The sequence below is a fragment of the Parablautia muri genome, from assembly GCF_009917485.1.
Lineage (GTDB): Bacteria > Bacillota > Clostridia > Lachnospirales > Lachnospiraceae > Suilimivivens > Suilimivivens muri.
The window spans coordinates 1-17,664 of sequence record NZ_QZDT01000027.1 but is presented as its reverse complement, the minus strand read 5'-3'; the positions used below and the strand labels follow the sequence as shown (position 1 = coordinate 17,664).

Below are 17,664 nucleotides of genomic sequence, written 5' to 3'. Positions count from 1 at the left end.
ATGAGTTTAGGATTATCAAATTTAAGACCTGCTAAAGGTTCTAAGCACAGTGATAATTTTAGAAGAGGGCGTGGACACGGTTCAGGAAACGGCAAGACTGCCGGTAAGGGGCACAAAGGCCAGAAGGCTCGTTCAGGCGCACCAAGACCGGGTTTTGAAGGTGGTCAGATGCCTTTATACAGAAGAATTCCCAAGAGGGGCTTTACCTGCCCTAACTCAAAGGAAATCGTAGCGATTAATTTGGGTGTGCTGGATGAAAGATTTGAGGAAGGCGCTGTAGTGGATGTGAATGCACTTATGGAATCCGGTATTGTTAAGAATCCGAAAGATGGCGTTAAGATCCTTGGAAATGGCGAAATAACCAAAAAGCTTACAGTAAAGGCAAATGCTTTTAGTGCATCCGCAAAAGAAAAAATTGAAGCTGTTGGTGGAACTGCAGAGGTGATGTAAATGTTTACAACCTTAAAAAATGCGTTTAAAATTAAAGAAGTAAGAAATAAATTACTGTTTACCCTTGGCATGCTTGTTGTGATCCGTTTAGGGTCACAGCTTCCTGTGCCGGGAGTAGACAGGCATTATTTTTCCAACTGGTTTGCACAGCAGACCGGGGATGCATTCAATTTTTTTGATGCCTTTACAGGCGGTTCTTTTCTAAATATGTCTATTTTGGCGCTGAACATTACCCCTTATATTACATCTTCTATTATTATGCAGCTTCTCACAATTGCGATTCCAAAGCTGGAGGAGATGCAGAAGGAAGGGGAGGATGGCAGAAAGAAGATTGCTGCAATCACCCGTTATGTAACAGTTGGACTGGCACTGATTGAATCTACGGCAATGGCATTTTACTTTGGCGGCGGCGGACTTTTGGAAGTGAATAATCTCTTTAATAAATTAACCGTTGTGGCAGCCCTTACTGCAGGTAGTGCTTTTCTTATGTGGATTGGCGAGCGAATCACAGAAAAGGGCGTGGGGAATGGTATTTCCATAGTGCTTGTTATTAATATTATTTCCAGGATTCCCCAGGATATTGCAGGATTGTTTGAAAGGTTTGTGAATGGTAAGGCAATCGCTGTGGGGGCGGTAGCGGCAATCGTAATTCTGGCTGTTATTCTTGCAATGGTGGTTCTGGTTATTATTTTGAATGACGGTGTTCGCAAAATTCCTGTTCAGTATGCTAAAAAAGTGCAGGGAAGAAAGATGGTAGGCGGACAGATGTCTTCCATCCCCTTAAAAATTAACACAGCAGGTGTTATTCCAATTATTTTTGCATCCTCATTAATGCAGCTGCCTGTTATTCTTTGCAGCTTTTTTGGATATAACGGAAGTGGTGTGTGGGGCCATATTTTAAGAGGGCTAAGTTCTTCAAATTGGTGTAATCCTAATGAGCCTGTTTATTCTATCGGGCTTTTGGTATATGTAGTGCTGGTTATTTTCTTTGCCTATTTTTATACCTCCATCACGTTCAATCCCATTGAGATTGCAGAAAATATGAAAAAGCAGGGCGGATTTATTCCCGGTATAAGACCTGGAAAGCCGACCAGTGAGTATCTGACTAAAATTCTGAACTATATTATCTTCATAGGAGCTGTGGGTTTAACCATTGTATGCGTGATACCTTTTGCATTTAACGGTATATTCGGCGCACAGGTATCCTTTGGAGGAACCAGCTTAATCATTATCGTCAGCGTAGTATTAGAGACGATTAAGCAAATTGAATCACAAATGCTGGTGCGCAATTATAAAGGTTTTTTGAATGACTAAGAATCGTCATGGATTATCCTGGAACGGTACGAAGATGTCATTACATGAAAATATCATTTCATGAATATATATTAGAGGTTAAAGGAAAGTTTGAATGAACTGTCAAAACTTTTCTTTCACCTCTAATTTGATAATGCAGGATTTGTGTTGTCATAAGACAGCAGCACAAAGACTGGCAGACAGTATGGAAAGCATGGTAGTATGGCCCGTTAATGTCATATCACAGGTTCTGGTGATGTGGCGGAGGAGATAGAATATGAAAATAATTATATTAGGTGCGCCTGGTGCAGGGAAAGGCACGCAGGCAAGAATTATTTCAGAAAAATTTGGTATTCCGAATATCTCTACAGGAGATATTTTCAGAGCAAATATTAAAAATGGAACGCAGCTGGGAATGGAAGCAAAAAAGTATATGGATCAGGGACTTTTGGTACCTGACGAACTGACTGTTAAAATTCTTCTTGACAGGGTAGGCCAGGAAGACTGTAAAAATGGTTATATACTGGACGGCTTTCCAAGAAACATTCCTCAGGCCCAGGTGCTTGATAAGGCCCTTGAGGAAAGAAAAGAAAAACTTGACTATGCAATCAATGTGGATGTGCCGGATGAAAATATTATCAAAAGAATGAGTGGAAGACGTGCCTGTACGGGCTGCGGCGCTACGTATCATATAGAGCATATTCCGCCCAAGGCGGAGGGCATCTGCGATACATGCGGCCAGGAGCTGGTTCTTCGCGATGATGATAAGCCAAAGACGGTTAAAAACCGTCTGGATGTGTATCATGAGCAGACACAACCGCTGATTGAGTTTTATGAAGCGAAGGGCATATTAAATACGGTGGATGGCACTAAGGATATGAAGGATGTATCTGCCGCCATCGCTGCCATTTTACAGTGAAGGAGTTTTTAAATGGCAGTGACGATTAAATCGGAACGTGAAATTAAGCTTATGCGTGAGTCCTGCCGGATTTTGGCGGAGGTTCACACACAGCTTGGAGGGGCGATTAAGCCGGGAATTTCCACCTGGGACATTAATGCTTTAGGTGAGGAGCTGATTCGCAGCTATGGTTGTGTTCCTAATTTTTTAAATTATAATGGCTATCCGGCTTCTATTTGTGTTTCCGTGAATAATGAAGTGGTACATGGTATTCCCTCTAAAAAACGAATCCTCAGGGAGGGTGATATTGTCAGCTTAGATGCGGGACTTATTTATAAGGGGTATCATTCCGATGCGGCGCGGACTTACCCGGTAGGAAAAATAAGCCCGGAGGCGGCAAGACTTATTATGATTACCCAAAGGAGTTTCTTTGCAGGCATGAAATATGCCAGAGCAGGATGTTACCTCTATGATATATCGAATGCCATCGCCGCTTATTGTGGCAAGTACCGATATGGCGTGGTAAGAGATCTGGTGGGCCATGGAATTGGTACCAGCCTGCATGAAGAACCTGAAATACCAAATTTCAGACAATGGCGCAGAGGTATTAAGCTGCGGCCGGGTATGACGCTGGCGATTGAACCCATGGTTAATATAGGAAGCTATAAAGTGGCATGGATGGAGGATGGCTGGACAGTGGTCACCCGGGACGGTTCTCTCTCGGCTCACTACGAAAATACGGTGCTGATTACGGAAGGGGAGCCGGAAATCCTTACTATGCTGCCAGGGCAGGAAAAGTTTGGAAGCCTGCAACCAAATTTGCGGGCTGTTGGAAACATGGGGGATTAGTATGATAGGGATGTTTGCTATATCCTGTGCAGGACATGATAATGGGCAGATGTATGTGATCATAAAAGAGGATGCGGATTTTGTTTATCTGGCGGATGGAAAAAATAAAAAGTTAGATAATCCGAAAAGAAAAAAAAGGAAACATATACAGCTAGTAAAGGCAGGGACGAATGAGGCTTTAGAGCAGAAGCTTAAGGAAGGGATGACTGTATATGATGAAGAAATCAAACGTGCCATTAAGTTAAGAATGAATCATGAGTAATGACATTAAAATAAAGTAGCAGTTCAGATAAAGTGAACCGTTACATGCAAAATCCATTTAAAATGCTTTTATTCAATAAGGAGGTAATGAATGTCAAAAGCTGATGTAATTGAAATTGAAGGAACCGTAGTGGAAAAGCTTCCCAACACCATGTTTCAGGTAGAATTGGAAAATGGCCATAGGGTGTTAGCGCATATTAGTGGTAAACTTAGACAGAATTTTATCCGTATTCTGCCTGGGGATAAGGTTACATTGGAATTGTCTCCCTATGATTTGAGTAAGGGGAGAATTATTTGGCGGGATAAGTAAGAATCCCCCTTGCATTTGTATTTGTACCATGTTATAATGTAAAACGGTCTTTTTTGAAAGGAGGGTTTAACATGAAGGTTAGATCATCAGTAAAACCGATTTGCGAAAAGTGCAAGATCATTAAGAGAAAAGGACGTATCAGAGTTATCTGTGAGAATCCAAAGCACAAACAGAGACAAGGATAATCTGCTGCCAAAAGCAGGAGGGTTCTTGTCCAATTATCATGAAGCGGCTGCAGTGTTCGCTGACTGGTGGAACACTGATTGATATAATTGTACGAAGGAGCCTTAAAGATTACTTCTTGGTTCGTGAAATTTCGCACGTGAATCATTCACTGTGAATGTCGCGTAAGATCGGAAAATCCGGTTGGGCTTAGAGAGCCCCAATCAATTAGTAGGAAAATGGAGGAAACGTAAATGGCTCGTATTGCAGGTGTTGACTTACCCAGAGAAAAACGTGTAGAAATCGGCTTGACTTATGTTTACGGAATCGGAAGAGCAAGCTCTAACAAGATTCTTGCCCAGGCAAAGGTTAATCCGGATACCCGTGTTAGAGAGCTGACAGATGAAGAAGTTAAGAGAATCAGTGAAGTAATTGAAGCTGGTTACATGGTGGAAGGCGATCTCCGCAGGGAAGTTGCTATGAACATCAAGAGACTTCAGGAAATCGGCTGTTACAGAGGTATCCGCCACAGGAAAGGACTTCCTGTACGTGGACAGAATACGAAGACAAACGCAAGGACCAGAAAGGGACCGAAGCGTACCGTTGCTAACAAGAAGAAGTAAAGTGTTATCGTTACTCACAAATAGTTTATTAAGAAAGTAGGTTAGTTTAAATGGCAGCAAAAAAAGTTACCAAAAAAGTGACAAAAAAACGTGTCAAGAAAAACGTTGAACATGGACAGGCACATATCCAGTCTTCTTTTAACAATACAATTGTTACATTGACAGACAATGAAGGAAATGCCTTAAGCTGGGCAAGTGCTGGTGGTCTTGGTTTTAGAGGTTCAAGGAAATCTACTCCCTATGCCGCACAGATGGCGGCAGAGACAGCGGCTAAGGCTGCTTTGATACATGGTTTAAAGACAGTTGACGTTATGGTAAAGGGTCCCGGTTCAGGCCGTGAAGCAGCAATCCGTGCTCTTTCCGCATGCGGACTGGAGGTAACCAGCATCAGGGACGTAACACCGGTTCCTCACAATGGATGTCGTCCTCCTAAGCGTCGCCGCGTCTAGTGTGAAGATGCGTTCTAAGATGTCAAAATGTCACTAAGAACGATGAAAGCTTCACACAACAATTTATACTTGCGCCCCAATTTGCCGGGGTGGGCAACATGAGAAATGAATCGTAATAACAGCTAGGTTAATCGTAACAAAGGTTGGAAGAAGGCGCACAGCGCTGTAAACAATATCACGAAGAAGATGTTCTTCTATCGTGTCATTATGGAGGTAAAAAGAATGGCGGTAAACAGAGTTCCGGTTTTAAAAAGATGCAGGTCACTTGGCCTTGATCCTGTGTTTCTTGGATATGATAAAAAGTCTAACAGGACAAATGCAAGGGCAGGTAAGAAGGTAAGTGAATATGGTCTTCAGCTTAGAGAAAAGCAGAAAGCAAAATTCATTTACGGCGTGTTAGAGAAGCCCTTTAGGAACTATTATGACAGAGCTGACAGAATGAAAGGCATGACCGGTGAAAACCTTATGATTATGCTGGAAACAAGACTTGACAGCGTTGTCTTCAGAATGGGCTTTGCAAGAACCAGGAGAGAAGCTCGGCAGATTGTAGGCCACAAGCATGTTCTGGTAAATGGAAAGAAAGTGAATATTCCTTCTTACTTGATAAAAGCAGGGGACGTAATTGAAATCAGCGAAAAAGCGAAAGCTCTGCAAAGATACAAAGATATCCTTGAGGTAACGGGCGGAAGACTTGTTCCTGAATGGATGGATGTGGATCAGGAGGCGTTGAAAGGGACAATTAAAAACCTTCCTACCAGAGAAATGATTGATGTTCCTGTAAATGAAATGTTAATCGTTGAGTTGTATTCCAAGTAAAAAACAAAAAGATATCCTTAATGCGGCAGCAATATGCTGCTTAAGGATGTCTGTGTTTTACGGTACCTGGAACTTAGTGGATGGTTTTTTAATTGCTCGTAAAGGAGGGTATTTGCAGTGTTTGATTTTGAAAGACCAAATATTGAGGTAGCAGAAATCTCTGAGGATAAAAAGTATGGCAGATTTGTCGTAGAACCCCTGGAAAGAGGTTACGGAATCACACTTGGTAATTCATTACGAAGAATTATGCTCTCTTCACTTCCTGGCGCTGCTGTGAGCCAGGTTAAGATTGAAGGCGTACTTCATGAGTTCAGTTCTATCGAAGGCGTTAAGGAAGATGTAACTGAGATCATTATGAATATCAAGGGTCTTGCCATCAGAAACAACAGCGATACAAACGAGCCGAAAACTGCATACATTGAGTACGAAAGTGAAGGTGTAGTTAAGGCATCTGATATCCAATGTGATCAGGATATAGAGATTCTCAATCCTGAGCTTACAATTGCGACCTTAAACGGAAAGAATACCAAGCTTTACATGGAACTGACCATCAGTAATGGACGAGGATATGTAAGCGCTGAGAAGAATAAAAGCGAAGACCTGCCAATTGGCGTGATCGCAGTGGATTCTATCTACACACCTGTTGAGAGAGTGAATGTAACTGTTGAAAATACGCGTGTGGGCCAAATTACAGATTATGATAAGCTGACACTTGATGTTTATACAAACGGGACATTAGTACCTGACGAGGCAGTCAGCTTAGCTGCAAAGGTACTTAGCGAGCATTTAAGTCTTTTCATTGATCTTTCTGAAAATGCCAAGACCGCAGAGGTTATGGTAGAAAAAGAAGAAGATGAAAAAGAAAAGGTGTTGGAGATGAGCATTGATGAATTAGAGCTGTCAGTGCGTTCCTATAACTGCTTAAAGAGAGCTGGTATTAATACAGTTGAAGAATTAACAAACAAGACTTCAGAGGATATGATGAAGGTTCGTAATTTGGGCCGGAAATCTCTTGAAGAAGTTTTAGCGAAATTGAAAGAATTAGGATTACAGCTTAATCCGGTTGATGAGGTGTAATTCAAAGTAATGGTCTAGCTTCTTGATAGCCGTTACAATTTGAAAGCTTATATGAAGCGCGGTGCAGTAAATCCAAAGAGTTTGCAGCGTGTTCTCATAAATGGAGTAAACTGCATTCGGTAAGTAAGTCCAAAGAGCGTGGCTGAATGTACCATGAAGGGTATAGACCCGTTGAGAAAGGAGCCTAAAAATGGCAAAATACAGAAAATTAGGAAGAACATCAGATCAAAGAAAAGCATTACTCAGAAGCCAGGTAACAAGCCTTATGTATAAGGGAAGAATCGTGACTACGCTTGCCAGAGCAAAGGAAGTTCAGAAAATTGCCGATGGATTGATTGCACTTGCTGCAAAGGAAAAGGATAATTACGAGACAGTTACCGTTTCCGCTAAAGTGCCTGTAAAGGACAAAGATGGAAAGAGAGTAAAAGAAGTAGTAGATGGTAAGAAAATTACGAAATTTGAGACAGTTGACAAGCAGATTAAGAAGGATCTTCCTTCCAGAATGCATGCAAGACGCCAAATTCTCAGAGTTTTGTATCCTGTAGTTGAGGTTCCTACCACCAATGCCGGTAGGAAAAGAGGTACAAAACAGGTAGATTTGGTTGGAAAGATGTTTGATGAGTATGGCCCTAAGTATGCAAACCGTAACGGCGGCTATACAAGAATCATCAAGATTGGTCAGCGCAAGGGTGATGGCGCTATGGAAGTTGTTCTTGAGTTAGTATAAATTCGAATAAAAATGAGAAAAGTAACAGTCACTTAGTTGTGGCTGTTCTTTTTTTGGCAGCACTTTCCTGTTCCATATATCCGAATAGCAATTACATTATTTGAAGGACAGTATTAAGCAGAAAAAAGCAGGATTATTTATGGAAACTTATATAAGATAGGAAGGAAGACAGGGCAATGGAGATGAAAGGAGATATTTTATTATGGAATGGCTATCGAGCTTAAAGATTGCAATTGATTATATGGAAACACATTTGCTTGAACACATTAGCGCTGATGAAGTGGCAGGTGCAGTGCATATATCACCTTTTTATTTTCAAAGAGGCTTTAAAATTGTGACAGAATACACCATCGGAGAGTATCTGAGAAATCGGAGGCTTTATATGGCAGGTTTGGACGTGATTAAGGGGGATGAGAAAATCATCGAGCTGTCATACAAATATGGATATGATACACCGGAAAGCTTCACCAAGGCATTTTCCAGATTCCATGGCTTATCACCCATGCAATTAAGAGCACAGCCGTTTATGATAAGAGTCTTTTTGCCCATCACGATTGAAATATCAATGAAAGGAGGTAACAAAATGGATTATGCGATTGAAAGGATGGAATCTATGCGGGTAATCGGATTTGAACGCTTATTTTCCTTTGGAAGAGGATATCAGGAAATCCCTATTTTTTGGAATGAATTCTGCGAAAAATGTACGCCGCCGATGCATTCAGAGAAAAAGCCCCAGAAAGAAGTGGAACGGCTTATAGCTGATTGTGCAATTGGCGAGTTTGGGATTTGCATTGATGAAGAGGCAAGGGATTGTCCGGGAAAGTTTCGTTACATGATTGCCGGTACCATAAAAGACAATACATTCATGAAGAAGGAATATGGTGATACGATACCAGAAGGGATGAAAGTACTTGAAATTCCCGCATATGAATGGGCAAAATTTAAATGTGTCGGATCAATGCCAGAGGCCATACAGACAGTGAATACCCGTATTTTTAAAGAATGGCTTCCTGGGAATTCTGATTATGAAATAGCCGCAGATATTATCATTGAGTGGTACCCAGAAGGTGATACCACGAGTGAAAATTATGAGAGTGCCATCTGGATTCCTATAAAAAGAAAATAGATTTTAAAGTTGCTGCTATGGCAGCTGAAAGCTGTTTCACCTTTAAAAGCAGCTGAAACTGCCGCAGCAGTGGAAATAATCTTGTTAAAAGTATTGACAAAATGTATAGATTATACTATTATAATTATTGTTGTCGGAAGATGATAGTTGTGCGTTTAGCTCAGCTGGATAGAGCGTTTGGCTACGGACCAAAAGGTCGGGGGTTCGAATCCTCTAACGCACGCGAGGTATGGAAGTCGAAATTCTTTGAAAAGGAAGGATTTCGGCTTTTTTCATATATGGGATTACGCACGCAATTACCTTCCTATCAAAATCAATTAGAAAAACTTTCTTGAAGCAGCAGGGAAAGCGTGATAGAATGGTGGTTGATGAATATGAGTGAGCTTAAGGCGAGGCAGAATCTGCTTAAAACAAAAGAGGAGCGGCATATTAATATGAAAGAGTTCTTGAAGGAGTTTAAAAAATTTATTTCAAGAGGCAATGTAATAGATATGGCAGTAGGTATTATCATTGGCAGTGCCTTTACTGCAATTGTAAATTCACTGGTAAATGATGTTATGATGCCGCTTTTGTCGATTCTCACAGGAGGATTGGATTTCGCGGCTCTGTGTTTTGTTTTAGGTGAGGGAGATGGCGCCGCTACCTTAAATTATGGCGCATTCATTGCGGCTGTTATTAATTTCCTATTAATAGCATTTGTTATCTTTACTATAATTAAGGCAATGAATAAGCTTTCCAGAAAGAAGCCGGAAGCGCCTAAGGAGGAGCCGCCGAAAAAGAAGGCATGCCCTTTCTGTAAGGAGGAAGTGGCAATTGATGCGGTTAAGTGTCCCCACTGTACATCGGTTTTGGCGGAAGATGGATTGATTTATGTGGATTGAAGTGATAATTTTTGAAGGTAGAAAGAGATGATACAGGGTTCGCAAAAGAAAATTGCAGCGATCAATGATTTGACCGGTTATGGAAGGTGTGCGCTCACGGTATCCATGCCGGTTATTTCGCATATGAAAATTCAATGTTGTCCGGTACCCACCTCTATTTTATCCAATCATACAGGGTATGAGGAATATTTTTTTGATGACTATACAGGCAAGCTTCCGGAATATGTTGCCATGTGGAAGAAACTGGGACTGAAATTTGATGGTATTATGTCAGGTTTCCTGGGCTCGAAGGAACAGATTGGCATTGTGGAGGCGTTTATCAAACAGTTTCGTGAGGAGGGTACAATTGTGGTGGTTGACCCTGTGATGGGGGACCATGGAAAAATTGCCGGCACCTATACAGAAGAAATGTGTCATGAAATGCGAAAGCTGGTATCACTTGCAGATATAATAACGCCCAATCTGACAGAAGCCTGTAAGCTGACGGATACACCCTATCGGGAAAAGGGATGGAAGCTGGCGGAACTCTTTGATTTGACCGAAAAGCTGCGTGCCATGGGACCTGAAAGGGTAGTGATTACAGGAATCCCTCAGGGGAAATTTATTGCGAATTATATGAACCAGGAGGGTGAGAAGCCTATGGTGCTTAGAACCTGCCGTGAGGGTACGGAGCGATGTGGGACAGGAGATTTATTTGCATCTATTATAGCGGCGGATGCGGTAAACGGAGTGATTTTTGCCCAATCTGTGCGTAAGGCATCGCTGTTCGTAAAAAAATGTATGATAAAGTCAATGGAAATGAATATTGACCGTAAAAATGGAGTATGCTTTGAGGAGGTCTTGCATCTTTTAAAAGTATAAGTTTAGAAGTAAACTTTCAAATTCTTTACCGGTAGCAGTATCGCAGGCATAGCCTGCGGTATGCAGGGGGTATCAATTATGAAGCAGTTTATGAAATGCTTGTTTAGAATCATATTTGGCCGTACATTGATTATCATATTGATGGTAGTCTTACAGGTAGTAGTTCTCCTTGGCAGTTTTTTGGAGCTTAAGAATTATTTTCCTTTTATTTGGGAGAGTATGAATGTGTTAGGCGCCTTTTTAATTATTTTCATTATTAACAGGGACGAGCCTGCTGAGTTTAAGCTGAGCTGGATTATACCGATTTGCTTGTTCCCGGTGCTGGGCGCTTTGATTTATATTTTTATCATGGGAAATTTTAGCGCCATTGGCCTTAAGACGAAGCTGGGCAGGCGTATGAAAGAGACAGATGGTCTGCTGTTTGTGGATAAAAAGACAGAGGTGGCCATTGAGGGCAGCTCGGTGGACCTTAAAGGCTTTGCATATTATATGGGGAATACAGGAGGATTTCCCCCATACCATAATTCTACGGCAGTTTATTATCCGCTGGGTGAGGATAAGTTTGCCGATTTGCTTGTGGAGCTTAAAAAAGCGGAGAAATATATTTTTTTGGAGTACTTTATTATTGAGCCAGGAATTATGTGGAATTCCGTGCTTGATATTTTGAAGGAAAAAGCAAAGGAGGGCGTGGAGGTGCGTGTTATGTATGATGGCATGTGCTCTATTATGCTGCTTCCTTACTGGTATCCGCGGATGCTTAAGCAATATGGAATTAAGGCTAAGATGTTTGCGCCTATTGTCCCCTTTTTGTCAACCTCACAAAATAACAGGGACCACAGGAAAATTGTGGTGATTGACGGGAAGGTGGCTTTTACAGGCGGCGTAAATCTGGCTGACGAATATATTAACAAGGTGGTGCGGTTTGGCCATTGGAAGGATGTTTCCGTAAAAATAACGGGAGATGCGGTGCGCAGCTTTACGGTAATGTTTCTCCAGATGTGGAATGTTTCGGAGAAAGCAGATGGAGAATACGAGAAATATCTGAAAAATATCACCTTTGAGAAACCGCTTGTCCCAGATGGCTTTGTGATTCCTTATGGAGAGACGCCGACCAGAAGCAACGAGGTGGGAAAAACGGTTTACTCGTCTATTTTTAACAGTGCATCACAATATGTGCATATCATGACGCCATATTTTATCATAGACAGAGAATTTTTGGATTGTATGCGCTATGCAGCCTGCAGGGGAGTGGAGGTAGCTATGATTTTGCCCCATATTCCTGATAAAAAGATGGTTTATTATATTGCAAGGACTTTTTATCCGGAGCTTTTGGAAGCAGGGATAAAGGTGTATGAATATACCCCTGGTTTTGTGCATGCCAAAGTTTTTGTTTCGGATGATATTTGTGCCACGGTGGGTACGATTAACTTGGATTACAGAAGCTTTTATCACCATTTTGAGTGTGGGGCTTATTTCTATGACAGCTCTGTGGTTGCAAAGGTGGAGGAAGATTTTCAGGCTACCTTATGTAAATGTCAGGAAGTCACATTAGAATATTATCGCAAGCTGCCTTTGTATCAAAAAGTAATAGGAAGAACTTCCAGGCTGCTTGCACCTTTGCTTTAAAGTGCGGACAGCTTGGATTAGGGCCCGCGAGGATAGGCGATGGGGAGGAAAGGAAGTGGTTTTGTGCAGGGAATTTTATATGATGCTACGAAAATAAAGGTATGCCAGGCTTTTTACGAGATATGTGATTATGCGGAGCTGTCGCGGGAATGGGCAGACGGAATGTGGATGGATATTTTATCGAACAGGCAGATTTATAAGGAGCTTACATATTATATAGAGCATCATACATTTCTGGATGAGATGAAGGTATGTGGGTATTCTCTTTGTGATTTGTATGTCTGGCAGATGAACCGGTACAACTTAATTAAGGATACAGGAAAAAATTCAAGAACCTGCAATAAGGAAAAGATGGCAATGCTCGCCTTTGGCACAATGATGAACTTGCTCAAAAACCCCGAGGAGTACAGGAAAAGACTGGAGGAAGGACAAGGGACGGATAAACTTTAAGTATGGCGGTAACATGGAGGTCAGCGTGACAAAACAGGAATTTTTAACGGAGCTTCAAAGGGCCTTAAACGGCAGGATGGGAAGCAGGGCGGCGGCGCCTCATATATCTTATTATCAGGAATATATAGAAATTGAAATGCGTAAAGGACTTAAGGAGGAGGAAGTCATAAACAGTCTCGGAAGTCCAAGACTGCTTGGAAAGAGTATTGGAGATGCTTTTGACCGGGCGGAACAAAAATCTACTCCCAAGGAAAAGGCAGCAGGGTATGGCTTACAGATTTTAAGATATGGGAAAATTCTGGGAAGAAGGTGTGGACAAATAGGTACGGAAACCCTAAGGAGAGCAAAGGTATGGTTTGACAGGCTAAATTAAGAAGTGCAGTATCGCAAGCTGCGCTTGCGGTATGCAGGGGTAAAGGTTGAAAGAATTGTATTCTTTCAACTGCAAATTTGTGCTTGAGCGCACAAATTCGCATGTTAAGAAAGGAGCATGGTTATAAAAATGTTAATAAAACGTAAAGCCCGTCATAAGACAGGCTTTACAGGGGAGTATAAATAATTAATATAAGGGTTGTAAACAGAAATTGAAGGGTTTTTCTGCTTACGAATACATTATAGCGTATATTTTTGAGTTATGCAATGTTAAATAGAGCCAAAGTCCTGGCTGAAGCGATAATAAAATTGTGCAAAACAGACAACGAAAAGGATTCTTTATAGGTTTTTTGACAGCTTGCTCGTTTTACATTAAAAATAGTACTAAAGTACCATTATTTGGAAGTATAAAAGATTTGAAAAAAGAAAATAATACTCATGTAACCTAAAGAATCAGGAGGAAACAAATTATGTCTAAGAATGATTATCAGAACAACCAGAACAATCAGAATCAGAACAACCAGAATCAGGAGAACAAATCCAACCAGAATAGCCAGAACAGCCAGAAGAACAGTTCTTCTAACTGCAAGGACAACAACAAAAAGAACAACGAGTTCTAACTGGATTTGGAAAAATTTAAGAAAATGTTCTTGGGAGAGCCGGCCGTTGGGCCGGCTCTTTGCATATAAATTGGTTTACTAATTTTTACTCTGACGGTAATCTCCCGGGCTTTGTCCTGTAAGGGCTTTAAATGCCCTTACAAAGTGGGAGTGTTCGTTATAGCCTGTCCGCTGGGCCACTTCATAAATACGTAAATTTGTGGTGGTAAGCAGTTCTTTTGCCTTTTCAATACGAAAGCTGCGCAGGTAGTTGCGAAAGGTGGTACCGGTCTTTTGACTGAAAAGGGTGGAAAAATAATTTTCACTTAAAAATACATGGGAGGCCACATCATTTAAGGTCAAATTGTCCTGATAGTTGTTATGAATATATTCTTTCGCTTTTTGAATTACATAATCGTCCTTATTTTCCATACTTTGTACCAATTCTCCAATCAGGTAGTTGATGGAAGAATATAGGTGCTTCTGCAAAACAGAAAGGCTTTCGGAATTTTCAATATGCTCAAAGATGTCATAATCTGTAAACTTGCTGGTGCTGATTGCCGGTATGAAGGCAGAGTTTCTGTTTAGGATGGAATAGACAAAATGGTTCATCTGTTTTTTGACTTCTGAAATGGAAGGCCGCAGGAAGCTAAGCATGGCAAAGCAGTGCTCCAAATCCTTGATTGTAGCTGCATAATCATAGGAGGAAGCGGCGTCTGCCGCCGTATCAAGGCACGCAGAAAGGGTTTCTGGGCTGGCGGAAGTTTCCGATGCAGCATAGGGTAAATCGAAATAATATTTTTCAAACCCTTTTCGACAGTGGTCATCCGCCTGGTGGATATGGTCATAAGAGTACCAGTCGGAGGTGAAGCTGTATTTGAAATGGTCTTTGCGTAAAAGTTCCAGAAAGGGTTTTAAAATTTCCTGGGGTTTTAGGGATGCTTCTTCTGAAAACAGAAGAAAAATCCAGTAGGTATCAAGCCTGCCATATACGATAGTAGGTTTCAGGAGCGCTATTTCAGGAGAATTGCTTAAAAAATATTCCACACGGTCTGTCAGAAATTGAAACATGGTCAGATAATTGCTGTACAGAGCCCGTTTGATGTCCACATAACACATAAGGCAGGAGGTTTTGCCGGAAATGTTATGTTCCTGTTCAAAATGGACAGCATCAGGTGACTGGATGCTTGAAGCACTGACAAGATTTTCCACAATCTGCTGCATCTTTAGAATAGATGTAAGTGAATAAGTCTGTTTGGAAAAGGAAGGAAGCTGACTTGAGGCCTTTTTCAGTTCGTGGAGGGTGTTAATCAGCAAGCCTTCATCAACCGGCTTTAGCAGGTAGTCCGATGCGCCTAAACGCATGGCGTTTTTCACCAGATTAAAATCATCATAACCGCTTAAAACGATAGAAGAACAGGGAAGATCCCGCTCGTTAATAAATTTCAGAAGGTCAATTCCCGAATATAAAGGCATTTTAATGTCCGTAATGACAGCATGTATTGGCTCGCTGGCAAGGAGCTGAGTTGCCATAAGTCCGTTCTTACAGGAAAAGATGAGTATTTCATCTTTGGAAAAATGATTGGATATAATCTTTTCCAATCCCAGCAGAATCTGAATATCATCATCCACCAGCAGAAGTTTGAAGGGAGTCGATTGTTCCATTGAAATCCTCCTTTGTATGAGATGGAAATGGGGCGGGTGTCTTTGGTATGCGTACGGTGACGGATGTTCCCTTGCCGGGGGCGCTGTTGATTGCAAGTCCATAGTTTTTGCCGTAATATAATCTGATACGGCGATGTATATTTTTAAGCCCTATTCCATAGCGTGTATTGTTCTCATCGTCAAGAGATGCTCTTAAATCTTCCAGATATTGTTTTTCCATACCGTGTCCATTGTCCGAGACAATAAAAACCAAATCATTTTTTTCCTCGTAACCCCATACCTGAATGTGAATAGCATTTTGCAGCTCTTTTGTTGCATGATTGGCGGCATTTTCTACCAAAGGCTGAAAGATTACTTTTATAATGCAATATTCGTAAAGGGCTTTGTCTATAAAAATATCAACTTGCAGTTTAGGGAAGCAGTAATGCAGCAGGGAGGTATAATATTGTAGATGTTCCATTTCTTCCCGTATGCTCACAAGGGAGGACTGATTGGTCACACCGTAGCGCAGGACCTTGGAAAGGAGCAGACACATTTCGCTGAGCTCTATATATCCCCGGGTATAGGCGGACATACGCATATTTTCGAGGGTATTATAGAGGAAATGCGGGTTAATCTGGGAGCGGAGCATCTGCAATTCCAAATCACGCTCGGCCAGGGTACGCACGTAAACCTCATCAATTAACTGCTGCACACGCTCGGACATATGATTGAGGGAATAGGTCAGGTAGGCTAACTCATCTGTCTGAGAGCAGGGAATGCGGACGCTGAAATTACCGCGGCCGATTTCTTCACACATATTGACAAGCTTGGCAAGTGGCCGGTTGATACTGTTGATGATACCCATAAATATATAGATATTAAGTAAAATTAAAATCAGGCCACCAAGCAGTATACCGGAAATGGTGTGAAATTGTTCGAAAGCCAAAAGCATTGTAGGGGTGCGTATAACGCTGTAGGAGCCGCCAGACTCCATGGTGTAGGAGATATGATAAACATATTTGGTTCCGTCTTCTATGCGCGTAAAGGAATAATCGTCCTGACGGGATTCAGATAGAATATTCTGTGTAAGGGGGACGTCCAGATCCCCCATAAATTTGCGGCCGGAGGAATCATAGATAGCATAAAGCTGTTCACGAAACATTTTGTCCGTCTTAAAGGTAATGGGGATATCCGTAGCGCGTATTCCGGTGAGGGTGATGCAGAAGGGCTCTAAGGTAAGGTGGTCGTAAAGCATCCTGGCAGCATGCAGGTTCTGGGAGGTGCTTCGCAGACCAAGCAAGAGAGTCTCCTCCTGGGTGAGAATATAAATTTTCCCTCCCCTCTCCTGGCATTTGGAATACCAAGTATCAGAACTATGATTTTCCTTTGGCAGAGTGATATTGTATACGGCCTTGGTGTCAATCAGATCTCCGGTTTTATCCAGCAGCACTAAGGATTCCACCTCCGGGAACTGGATAAAAACTTCACCGGTGCGATAATAAAAAACTCTGTAAAGATCAGACTGTGTCATATGTGCATGATCGTCCCGGATAAGGTATTTAAGCAGGGGATCATTATATCTGTCCGCCATATGTGCCAGTGGAAAACTAGAAGCGGTGTCCAGTTTTTCTAAAATAGAATTGGTATGGAGCAGGAGCACATGGTTCAGGTTATAAATGGCAGTGTTTTGCTGTAGTCTGCAGTTCTGTGCATAGAAAAATAGAATCAAAAGATAGGCGATGATCAGCATAAAGACCTCTAATACCATGAGAATCAACAGCCTGCGGCTGACATGGTAAAAGAGTCTTTCTCGTTTATAAGGGTGAAATAGATGGGAGAGTGAAGGAAGTGTATATTTCTTCATAAGAACCTCCGTGCTTTTAGCAGCCTGCCAATTTGAGGGCAAGCATAAATTGTGCAAATTGTACCAAATTCGTAATTCCAGTTTTAATTATTCATTAACTTTGTCATAAATTATATCATATAAAAGTGAAAATCGAAACACCGGAAAAAATGGTAAGAAACAGGAAACCAGGGCATTTTATTGAATGATTGATTTTGTTATACTCTAGCCATAGAACAAGAAGTGATGTTAGGGAGAAAGGAAAAGGAGAAGAAGTTTGAAACAAATAAGTAGAGGACAGCCAAGAAATAAAGGGCATAGCAATCAAACCATCTTAATAGGTG

General features: G+C 41.5%; 21 protein-coding genes and 1 tRNA gene. 20 read left to right on the top strand and 2 right to left on the bottom strand.

The genetic code is table 11. From position 1 onward, the window contains the following. The 20 genes from rplO (at position 1) to D5281_RS25790 (ending at position 13,851) form a co-directional block, all read left to right on the top strand. Positions 1 to 450, top strand: coding sequence for a 50S ribosomal protein L15 (gene rplO / locus D5281_RS15365; protein WP_160560994.1), 450 nt, complete (start codon positions 1 to 3; stop codon positions 448 to 450). Then, positions 451 to 1,764, top strand: coding sequence for a preprotein translocase subunit SecY (gene secY, locus D5281_RS15360; protein ID WP_160560993.1), 1,314 nt, complete (start codon positions 451 to 453; stop codon positions 1,762 to 1,764). A 256-nt stretch (positions 1,765 to 2,020) separates the two neighbouring features. After that, a complete protein-coding gene (locus D5281_RS15355; protein WP_160560992.1) occupies positions 2,021 to 2,662 on the top strand; it encodes an adenylate kinase in 642 nt (213 codons plus the stop codon). A 12-nt stretch (positions 2,663 to 2,674) separates the two neighbouring features. Further along, positions 2,675 to 3,490 (top strand): type I methionyl aminopeptidase, encoded by an 816-nt coding sequence (gene map, locus D5281_RS15350; protein ID WP_160560991.1) that lies wholly within the window; start codon positions 2,675 to 2,677, stop codon positions 3,488 to 3,490. Between the two features lies 1 nt (position 3,491). Next, positions 3,492 to 3,752 (top strand): KOW domain-containing RNA-binding protein, encoded by a 261-nt coding sequence (locus tag D5281_RS15345; RefSeq protein WP_160560990.1) that lies wholly within the window; start codon positions 3,492 to 3,494, stop codon positions 3,750 to 3,752. 90 nt (positions 3,753 to 3,842) lie between these two features. Further along, positions 3,843 to 4,061 carry a translation initiation factor IF-1 gene (gene infA, locus D5281_RS15340; protein ID WP_009256116.1) on the top strand — a complete coding sequence of 73 codons (219 nt, stop codon included), beginning with the start codon at positions 3,843 to 3,845 and terminating at the stop codon, positions 4,059 to 4,061. Positions 4,062 to 4,132: 71 nt separating this feature from the next. Then, a complete protein-coding gene (rpmJ, locus tag D5281_RS15335; protein WP_031271335.1) occupies positions 4,133 to 4,246 on the top strand; it encodes a 50S ribosomal protein L36 in 114 nt (37 codons plus the stop codon). Between the two features lie 231 nt (positions 4,247 to 4,477). Further along, positions 4,478 to 4,846: a 30S ribosomal protein S13 gene (gene rpsM / locus D5281_RS15330; RefSeq protein WP_160560989.1), complete on the top strand. Its 369-nt coding sequence runs from the start codon at positions 4,478 to 4,480 to the stop codon at positions 4,844 to 4,846. 50 nt (positions 4,847 to 4,896) lie between these two features. Then, positions 4,897 to 5,295 (top strand): 30S ribosomal protein S11, encoded by a 399-nt coding sequence (rpsK, locus tag D5281_RS15325; RefSeq protein WP_160560988.1) that lies wholly within the window; start codon positions 4,897 to 4,899, stop codon positions 5,293 to 5,295. A gap of 222 nt (positions 5,296 to 5,517) precedes the next feature. After that, positions 5,518 to 6,111 carry a 30S ribosomal protein S4 gene (gene rpsD, locus D5281_RS15320; protein WP_160560987.1) on the top strand — a complete coding sequence of 198 codons (594 nt, stop codon included), beginning with the start codon at positions 5,518 to 5,520 and terminating at the stop codon, positions 6,109 to 6,111. A 117-nt stretch (positions 6,112 to 6,228) separates the two neighbouring features. Further along, the gene (locus D5281_RS15315) at positions 6,229 to 7,188 is read left to right on the top strand and encodes a DNA-directed RNA polymerase subunit alpha (protein WP_330585063.1); all 960 of its coding nucleotides are present in this window, start codon (positions 6,229 to 6,231) and stop codon (positions 7,186 to 7,188) included. A 190-nt stretch (positions 7,189 to 7,378) separates the two neighbouring features. Continuing rightward, positions 7,379 to 7,915, top strand: a complete 537-nt coding sequence (locus tag D5281_RS15310) for a bL17 family ribosomal protein (RefSeq protein WP_160560986.1) — start codon at positions 7,379 to 7,381, stop codon at positions 7,913 to 7,915. 202 nt (positions 7,916 to 8,117) lie between these two features. Further along, positions 8,118 to 9,041 (top strand): AraC family transcriptional regulator, encoded by a 924-nt coding sequence (locus D5281_RS15305; RefSeq protein ID WP_160560985.1) that lies wholly within the window; start codon positions 8,118 to 8,120, stop codon positions 9,039 to 9,041. A gap of 149 nt (positions 9,042 to 9,190) precedes the next feature. Then, positions 9,191 to 9,264: transfer RNA gene (locus D5281_RS15300), tRNA-Arg, on the top strand. 127 nt (positions 9,265 to 9,391) lie between these two features. Next, complete coding sequence (gene mscL / locus D5281_RS15295; RefSeq protein ID WP_330585062.1) at positions 9,392 to 9,922, top strand: large-conductance mechanosensitive channel protein MscL; 531 nt, start codon at positions 9,392 to 9,394, stop codon at positions 9,920 to 9,922. Between the two features lie 27 nt (positions 9,923 to 9,949). Further along, a complete protein-coding gene (locus D5281_RS15290; protein WP_160560984.1) occupies positions 9,950 to 10,783 on the top strand; it encodes a pyridoxamine kinase in 834 nt (277 codons plus the stop codon). A 78-nt stretch (positions 10,784 to 10,861) separates the two neighbouring features. Then, positions 10,862 to 12,409 (top strand): cardiolipin synthase, encoded by a 1,548-nt coding sequence (gene cls / locus D5281_RS15285; RefSeq protein ID WP_160560983.1) that lies wholly within the window; start codon positions 10,862 to 10,864, stop codon positions 12,407 to 12,409. A gap of 39 nt (positions 12,410 to 12,448) precedes the next feature. Continuing rightward, a complete protein-coding gene (locus D5281_RS15280) occupies positions 12,449 to 12,859 on the top strand; it encodes a hypothetical protein (RefSeq protein ID WP_160560982.1) in 411 nt (136 codons plus the stop codon). A gap of 25 nt (positions 12,860 to 12,884) precedes the next feature. Then, positions 12,885 to 13,232 carry a DUF1700 domain-containing protein gene (locus D5281_RS15275; RefSeq protein WP_160560981.1) on the top strand — a complete coding sequence of 116 codons (348 nt, stop codon included), beginning with the start codon at positions 12,885 to 12,887 and terminating at the stop codon, positions 13,230 to 13,232. Between the two features lie 469 nt (positions 13,233 to 13,701). Beyond that, positions 13,702 to 13,851, top strand: a complete 150-nt coding sequence (locus D5281_RS25790; protein ID WP_277935394.1) for a hypothetical protein — start codon at positions 13,702 to 13,704, stop codon at positions 13,849 to 13,851. Between the two features lie 78 nt (positions 13,852 to 13,929). Here the strand turns inward: D5281_RS25790 and D5281_RS15270 are convergent, their stop codons facing one another. Continuing rightward, positions 13,930 to 15,495: a response regulator transcription factor gene (locus D5281_RS15270; protein WP_160560980.1), complete on the bottom strand. Its 1,566-nt coding sequence runs from the start codon at positions 15,493 to 15,495 to the stop codon at positions 13,930 to 13,932. Beyond that, positions 15,455 to 17,341, bottom strand: coding sequence for a sensor histidine kinase (locus D5281_RS15265; RefSeq protein WP_160560979.1), 1,887 nt, complete (start codon positions 17,339 to 17,341; stop codon positions 15,455 to 15,457). Before D5281_RS15265 ends, D5281_RS15270 begins: the two co-directional genes overlap by 41 nt. Between the last annotated feature and the right edge of the window lie 323 nt (positions 17,342 to 17,664).

What these genes read in the sequence shown, in the direction of transcription:
- rplO (WP_160560994.1), top strand. Translation starts at nt 1, where the DNA reads ATGAGTTTAGGATTATCAAATTTAAGACCTGCTAAAGGTTCTAAGCAC.
- infA (WP_009256116.1), top strand. Translation starts at nt 3,843, where the DNA reads ATGTCAAAAGCTGATGTAATTGAAATTGAAGGAACCGTAGTGGAAAAG.
- D5281_RS15265 (WP_160560979.1), bottom strand. Translation starts at nt 17,341, where the DNA reads ATGAAGAAATATACACTTCCTTCACTCTCCCATCTATTTCACCCTTAT.
- D5281_RS25790 (WP_277935394.1), top strand. Translation starts at nt 13,702, where the DNA reads ATGTCTAAGAATGATTATCAGAACAACCAGAACAATCAGAATCAGAAC.
- D5281_RS15280 (WP_160560982.1), top strand. Translation starts at nt 12,449, where the DNA reads ATGGGGAGGAAAGGAAGTGGTTTTGTGCAGGGAATTTTATATGATGCT.
- D5281_RS15345 (WP_160560990.1), top strand. Translation starts at nt 3,492, where the DNA reads ATGATAGGGATGTTTGCTATATCCTGTGCAGGACATGATAATGGGCAG.
- D5281_RS15310 (WP_160560986.1), top strand. Translation starts at nt 7,379, where the DNA reads ATGGCAAAATACAGAAAATTAGGAAGAACATCAGATCAAAGAAAAGCA.
- D5281_RS15290 (WP_160560984.1), top strand. Translation starts at nt 9,950, where the DNA reads ATGATACAGGGTTCGCAAAAGAAAATTGCAGCGATCAATGATTTGACC.
- map (WP_160560991.1), top strand. Translation starts at nt 2,675, where the DNA reads ATGGCAGTGACGATTAAATCGGAACGTGAAATTAAGCTTATGCGTGAG.
- rpsD (WP_160560987.1), top strand. Translation starts at nt 5,518, where the DNA reads ATGGCGGTAAACAGAGTTCCGGTTTTAAAAAGATGCAGGTCACTTGGC.
- D5281_RS15305 (WP_160560985.1), top strand. Translation starts at nt 8,118, where the DNA reads ATGGAATGGCTATCGAGCTTAAAGATTGCAATTGATTATATGGAAACA.
- D5281_RS15355 (WP_160560992.1), top strand. Translation starts at nt 2,021, where the DNA reads ATGAAAATAATTATATTAGGTGCGCCTGGTGCAGGGAAAGGCACGCAG.
- rpmJ (WP_031271335.1), top strand. Translation starts at nt 4,133, where the DNA reads ATGAAGGTTAGATCATCAGTAAAACCGATTTGCGAAAAGTGCAAGATC.
- secY (WP_160560993.1), top strand. Translation starts at nt 451, where the DNA reads ATGTTTACAACCTTAAAAAATGCGTTTAAAATTAAAGAAGTAAGAAAT.
- rpsK (WP_160560988.1), top strand. Translation starts at nt 4,897, where the DNA reads ATGGCAGCAAAAAAAGTTACCAAAAAAGTGACAAAAAAACGTGTCAAG.
- D5281_RS15270 (WP_160560980.1), bottom strand. Translation starts at nt 15,495, where the DNA reads ATGGAACAATCGACTCCCTTCAAACTTCTGCTGGTGGATGATGATATT.
- cls (WP_160560983.1), top strand. Translation starts at nt 10,862, where the DNA reads ATGAAGCAGTTTATGAAATGCTTGTTTAGAATCATATTTGGCCGTACA.
- rpsM (WP_160560989.1), top strand. Translation starts at nt 4,478, where the DNA reads ATGGCTCGTATTGCAGGTGTTGACTTACCCAGAGAAAAACGTGTAGAA.